Here is a 3,039-nt window from a genome sequence, read left to right on the forward strand (position 1 = left end):
CGTTCATGGCGCCCTCGATCACAAACGGTGCGGTCATTCCGCGTTGTCGCAGGCCGCCCACGAAGGTAACCGTTTTCCAAGCTCCATGCGGCGCATAGTCGACCAGCCGCTCGCCACGCGGAGCACGGCCGCGCAGCCGCACCATCGCGGTGTTGGTGGAGGTCTCGTCGATGAACACCAGCCGCGCCGGGTCAAACATGCCTTGGTCGCGCATCCAGCGGCGGCGGGCGCGGGCCACGTCCGCGCGCTTCTGCTCCACCGCGTACAGAGTTTTTTTTTGAAGCTGATGTTGCGCCGGGCGAAGAACCGCCACACCGCGCTGCGGCTGCCGGCGATCCTGCGTTTGCGCATCGCCACCACGATCTCGTCCAGCGTCAGGTCGGGCTTGTTGGCAATCTGCGCCAGCAGAAATTTCGCGTGCTTCTCCAGCGGCGAGGTGCTGCCGCCGCTCGGCTTTGCCGCTACGCTTCCGGTCTCCTCGAACCGTTGCACCCAAATCACCACCACGCTCGGGCTGAGCCCATAGCGTTCGGCCGCCTCACGCCGCGAGGCACCGGTCTCCACGTCTTCAATCACTCGGCCACGCAAGTCGATGGAATAAGGCTTCGGCATCGCTCGCTCCCAAAAACGAATCAATGCCGAGAGATTCGCTCATTGACAAAGCGTCGGGAATCCCCCCCGATTCAAGCAGAACGAAATTTGCTCTAGCCTGGATTTCCACGGACAGGAATTCGGCTAACGCCGGCGGCGGCGGGCCGATTTTGGACGAAGCGGAGAGAATAGCCGTGCCACCAGGGAACCGCGACCGGTTTGTCGAGGATTCCTGAGGCGAGGACGATGGGCAGGTGGGCGCGGCGATGGAAGCGGACGGTGATTTCGCCGTCGGCGATGGCGACGTCGGCCGGCATGTCGATGAGATCGCGAAAGATCAGGCGTGCCTGGGCCTCGTCGTAGCCTCGCATGCGGCTGGCGATGCGCCGGTAGAGACCGGAGGCCAGGACGAGAAGCGCCATGTCGAAGTCGACCTTGAAGCCGACCGATGAGGAGAGCGCGTCGATGTGGAAGAACCGCACGGCGTCGGAGAGGGCATTTTCGATGAGCATGCGCTTGGCATAGCGGGCGATGATGGCTGCGGCCTTCGAGGTCATGTCGTTGGTGAGCAGGATGGTGGGCTCTTCATGGCCGAGATCGGTGATGAAGAACTGGCGGAACGTGCGCTCCCTGGGCCGCACCTTCTGCTCAAAGACCCGCGGGGTGCGGTACTTGCGGTTGGGCACGTCGAGCGTGATGGTGCGCCAAGCGGAGGGCGGCAGCCGCTCGACTTCGGTCAGCAGTTTTGGCGAGCGACGACGCAAGGTCAAAAAGGTGATGCCGGCTTGATCGAGCCGGTCAAGACCGTGATAGGTCGTGAGCTTGGAGTCGAAGACCAGGTGGCGCGGCGAGCCGCCGTGGTGGGCGGTCCAGAAGTCGATGAAGCGGAAGATCTCTTCCGCCTCCTCGCCCTTGCGGATGTCGGCGTTGGCATAGCAGAACACTTGGCTGTCGGCATCCTGGGCGAGGAACGTGAGGATGCTGGGTTGGCGGCGACTTCGCTTGGCCAAATAGTGGGTTTCGACAACCGGGTGCTCGCCGAAATAGGGCACGGAATGGAAGTCGAGATTGAGGGAGTGACCGGCGAACAGCCCTTCGCCTGTCAGTTGCTCATGCCACAGACCGAGCAGGCGAGAGACCTTGCGCGGCGTGATCTGCGAGGAATACTCGGCCAGGAAGCTCCTCTTCGGCACCGCATTGAGACCACAGAACAATGCCAACCCCTCGTCGGCCACCAGGGCCATGACGTGGCTCTTGCGTTCGATCGCCCACAGCTTGAGGGCCAAGGCGGCGCGCAGCGCATGCGCGGCCGGGATCATGCGCGAGCCGGGAAGCTTGGCGCTCAGCGCCAGCGCCTCGAGCTCGACATGCACCAGGTCTGGGACGAACAGGAATAGCCCTCCCATCCTGGTGGTGAACTCACGCGGCGCCAGGGTAAAGCTGCGCACGTCGGCCACCGCCTCGGTGGTCGGGCCGATCAGAACCGGGCGCTCTTCATCGAGCCGGCGTGGCAACGGGGCGAAGCCTTGCGTTGCCAGCACCTCGCGCACGGCCGTAGCGCTGAGTGGCGTTCCTTGCTGCTTGAGCGCCCGGCTGATGTCGTAGACCGAGTAGTTGCGCTTGCGCAGCGCGATGATCTGCTCCTGGGCAGCGCTTTTCTTCGGCTGTTCGCGCGGCCCGGGACGCGTCGTGGCGAAGAACTCCGGCAGGTCGCCGTGGCGGAACGCATGACACAGCACCCGGAACGCGCCTGGCGAATAGCCGAAGCGCTCGGCGGCCTGGGCCGATGTGAGCCCCTCGAGATAGAACGCCCGCAGGGCTTCGTACTGACGCTGACGCGGGGTGGCCGGTTCGGCGAAGAAGCGCCGCGGGTCTGTTATGCTATATGGTGCGCTTAATGGCACATATGCACGCTGTCACATGCCATATCTTGTGTCAAGTCGATCTTGCAGCACAAGTATTGCGTGCCGAGAGAAGACCGTATACAATGCGGCCAATTGATCTCTCGGCCCATGCGGGGGTTCTAGGCTTGACCTTGTAGCGCATGCGCAAGTGACAATGTATGAACTGCCTCATCAGTGCACCATAACTGATAACAGAATTGATTGAAATATTGAGTCAGAAGAATCGCTTAGCCGCGGCACGTGTTAGCCGAATTCCTGTCCGTGGAAATCCAGGCTAGTCTAAATCTAAAGCCGTCAGATACTCGCGAACCGCACGGGACGCCTCCTTGCCCTTCGGCCAGGCAATCGGCTGATCGCCAAGCACCCGCTTCTTCTTGTCCACATCTGCCTTGATCAGGCTCGCGTCGATCGAAAACCCTTCGCCGCCAACCAGCCCGACCACGATGCACTTCGCCACCACACTCTAGAAAACCCGCCGCAGGGCGTCGCTCTCCCGGAAACGCTCATGCCGCGCGCGGCTGAATGCCGAATGATCGGGGATACT

The 3,039-nt window shown here is 62.6% G+C and carries 2 protein-coding genes and 2 pseudogenes; all 4 read right to left on the reverse strand.

What is annotated here, in order from left to right; all coding sequences use genetic code 11:
- A partial coding sequence (locus ABW043_RS06690) for a transposase (protein ID WP_353920445.1) occupies positions 1–238 on the reverse strand: 238 nt, incomplete at its 3' end.
- A gap of 92 nt (positions 239–330) precedes the next feature.
- Positions 331–612, reverse strand: a pseudogene (locus ABW043_RS06695) (helix-turn-helix domain-containing protein); the annotation flags it as partial.
- Between the two features lie 92 nt (positions 613–704).
- Positions 705–2,495, reverse strand: coding sequence for a COG3415 family protein (locus ABW043_RS06700; RefSeq protein WP_353920444.1), 1,791 nt, complete (start codon positions 2,493–2,495; stop codon positions 705–707).
- Between the two features lie 283 nt (positions 2,496–2,778).
- Positions 2,779–3,039 (reverse strand): annotated as a pseudogene (locus ABW043_RS06705) (transposase); the annotation flags it as partial.

Source organism: Devosia sp., from assembly GCF_040509215.1.
Lineage (GTDB): Bacteria > Pseudomonadota > Alphaproteobacteria > Rhizobiales > Devosiaceae > Devosia.